Raw genomic sequence first — 2935 nt, 5'->3', positions numbered from 1 at the left:
CGGTGCCAGCGCACCCGCGCACCCGTATGTCCGCGCCGCCCGCCCTTCACAGGCCGGTCGCGGCCACTGCCGCCAGTTCCTCCGGGGTGAGGGGGACGGCGGCCATGTCGGCCGGCAGCCCCCACGCGCGCAGCAGGTGCGCGGCCGCGATGCCCCACGGAAGCCGCAGTCCCGCCGCCGCGAGGAGATCCGTACGGGCCAGCATCTCGGCGACCGGCCCGGTACGCACCCCGGACGGCGTGAGCAGCGCGGCGTCGTCGGCCCAGCGCAGGGCGAGATCCACGTCATGGGTCGCCATGACCACCGTGGTGCCCCGCTCGCGCAACCCGGCGAGCGTCGCGAGCAGCCGCTCCTGACCGTCCGGGTCGAGACCCGCGGTCGGTTCGTCCAGGATCAGGACGCGCGGCCGCATCGCCACCGCCCCCGCGATCGCGGTCCGCTTGCGCTGCCCGTAGGACAGCAGATGCGTGGGCCGTTCGGCGAGCGCGGTGATGTCGAGCGCGGCCAGCGCCTCCGTGACCCGCGCCCGTACCTCCGTGTCGGACAGCCCGAGGTTCAGCGGCCCGAACGACACGTCCTGGCCCACGGACGCCGCGAACAACTGGTCGTCCGGGTCCTGCACCACCAGCTGCACCGTCGTCCGCAGCCGGGTCAGCCCCTTGCGGTCGTACCGGACGGGCCGGCCCGCCACGGCCAACTCGCCTCCGCTCGGCCGCAGTCCACCACTCAGCAGCCGCATCAGCGTGGTCTTGCCACTGCCGTTGCGGCCCAGCAGTGCGAGCGCGCGTCCCTCCCGCACCTCGAAGTCGAGGCCGGTGAGCACGGCCGGGCCGTCCTCGTAGGCGAAGGAGGCGTCCCGCAGGGTGACCAGGGCGGGGTCCAGTGAGGGAACCAGGGCGGGATCGTTCACGGCATCCGGCTTTCCAGGAAAAGGGCGACGGCGGCCAGTGCCGCGAGAAGCAACAGGCTCACGGCCGTGAACCGTACGGAGACACGCGCCTCGGGCACCAGGACGCGCAGTGTGCCGTCGTAACCGCGCCCGGCGAGCCCCGCCTGCAACCGCGCCGCCCGGTCGAAGGACCGGACGAACGCTGTCGCGCCGAGACCGCCCAGCGAACGCCAGGACGCCGCCCGGGTGGTGTGCCCGAGCCGGGCCGCCTGCGCCTGACCGATCCGGCGCACCGAGTCGAGCAGCAGGAAACTCATGCGGTACATCACCAGGGCCACGTCCACCAGTGGTGCGGGCACCCCGGCCCGCACCAGACGCGGCAGCAGGTCCGACATCGGCGTGGTGAAGGCGAACAGCAGCACCCCGAGGGACGCCGCCGAGGTGCGCAGCAGCAACTCGCCCGCGCGCAGCGGTCCTTCGGGGGCCGGGGAAACGAACCCGTCCGGCCCGCCCACCTGCACCAGCAGCGGGAGTGCCCCGGTGACGCAGAAGCCCAGCGGCACCCGGTAGGCACGCCACAGCCGCCGGCCCGGCACCCCCGCCGGGCCCAGCAGCACCGCGAGCGCGGTCACCAGTACCAGGGCCGCGCCCGGCCACGGAGGCAGGGAGATCGCGAGCACGGTGAGCCCCAGCCCGAGCACGGCCTTGTCCACGGGATGACGGCGGCGCCAGCGACTGCTGTGCGCCGCCGCGTCGATCGGCAGCACGCGCGATCAGGCCCGGTGGCCGGGGGAGACCGCCTCGTCGGGGAGCCCCGCGCCGGCGTCCGAGCCGGTACCGGGCGCCGGCTGCTGCTGCCGTGCCCGTTCCTCACCCTGCCGACGCCCGCGCCGCACCCCGAAGTAGTACGCCAGGACCCCCGCGCCGACGGCGGCCTGGAGGGCGAAGAGCCCCGACTCGATCTCACCGGACGGGGGCTCGTACAACGGGGAGAACCACGGCTCGTAGTCCGGTTCGAGCTCGGTGATGGCGGTCTCCGCCTCGCCGTCCGCACCGGCGAACGGCTCCTCCTTGTGGTCGCCGAGCCCGAGCGCCAGCGGCAGTACCGCGAGCGCGGCCACGGCGAGCAGCAGCAGGGCGTTGATCTTCGCGTTCCTGGTCATCGAGCCACCGTCCCGGTACCGGTCGTCCCCGTCGTGCCCGCCGTCTGCTTCGTCTCCGGCTCCGTTTCCGTCGCCGCCGTTTCCGTTGCCGCTCGCTTGCCGGTCAACAGCACGCCGAGACGGGTCAGTTCGCCCTTGCTGGACTGCACCAGCAGGCGCATCACCAGGACGGTCAGCAGCCCTTCGCTCACCGCGAGCGGGATCTGCGTGACGGCGAAGATGGAGCCGAACTTCCCGAGCGAGCCCAGGAACCCGCTCCCCGGGTCGGGGAAGGCGAGCGCCAGCTGCACGCTGGTGACGCAGTACGTGGACAGGTCGGCGACGAACGCGCCGCAGAACACCGCGGCCATCAGCGGCGCCCCGGACCGCCGTGCCAGCCGGTACACGCCGTACCCCGCCCACGGCCCGACGATCGCCATCGAGAAGACGTTGGCGCCCAGCGTGGTCAGCCCGCCGTGGGCGAGCAACAGGGCCTGGAACAGCAGGGTGATGGTGCCCAGCACCGCCATGATGGGCGGCCGGAACAGGATGGCGCCCAGCCCGGTGCCGGTGGGGTGGGAGCAACTCCCGGTCACCGAGGGCAGTTTCAGCGCGGACAGAACGAAGGTGAACGCTCCCGAGGCGCCGAGCAGCAGCGTGCTCTCGGGATGTTCCCTGACTTCACGGACGAGTGAGCGGGCGCCGTGGACGACGAACGGCGCCGCCGCGGCGCCCCACGCGACCGCGTGCACCGGTGGCAGAAAACCTTCGGCAATGTGCATGGCTCAGCAGACCCTCTCCAGCACCTCGTGGATGGTTGACGCGCCTTGGCCGGTCTCCTGGCTGACGGGTACCACCGCCCGTGCTCCGCCTTCCCGGGTCCTGGGGCCTGTCGTCACATTCC

General features: G+C 73.2%; 4 protein-coding genes. All 4 read right to left on the bottom strand.

All coding sequences use genetic code 11. The features are described 5' to 3' along the window. Positions 1-46 precede the first annotated feature (46 nt). Genes AOK11_RS37075 through AOK11_RS37060 form a run of 4 tightly spaced genes read right to left on the bottom strand, consistent with a single transcriptional unit; the run spans position 47 to position 2813 of the window. Entirely contained in the window at positions 47-910 is an 864-nt protein-coding gene (locus AOK11_RS37075) for an energy-coupling factor ABC transporter ATP-binding protein (protein WP_055598018.1), read from the bottom strand. Next, the gene (gene cbiQ, locus AOK11_RS37070) at positions 907-1656 is read right to left on the bottom strand and encodes a cobalt ECF transporter T component CbiQ (RefSeq protein WP_055598017.1); all 750 of its coding nucleotides are present in this window, start codon (positions 1654-1656) and stop codon (positions 907-909) included. The genes AOK11_RS37075 and cbiQ overlap by 4 nt, the downstream gene beginning before the upstream one ends. A 6-nt stretch (positions 1657-1662) precedes the next feature. After that, entirely contained in the window at positions 1663-2052 is a 390-nt protein-coding gene (locus AOK11_RS37065) for an energy-coupling factor ABC transporter substrate-binding protein (protein ID WP_055598016.1), read from the bottom strand. Next, positions 2049-2813 carry an energy-coupling factor ABC transporter permease gene (locus tag AOK11_RS37060; RefSeq protein ID WP_079035319.1) on the bottom strand — a complete coding sequence of 255 codons (765 nt, stop codon included), beginning with the start codon at positions 2811-2813 and terminating at the stop codon, positions 2049-2051. The genes AOK11_RS37065 and AOK11_RS37060 overlap by 4 nt, the downstream gene beginning before the upstream one ends. Positions 2814-2935: the final 122 nt, after the last annotated feature.

Origin of the sequence: Streptomyces hirsutus (assembly GCF_001418415.1) — a bacterium.
GTDB lineage: Bacteria > Actinomycetota > Actinomycetes > Streptomycetales > Streptomycetaceae > Streptomyces > Streptomyces hirsutus.
Note: the sequence above shows the minus strand (reverse complement) of the source record. Positions and strands in the feature narration are given on the sequence as shown.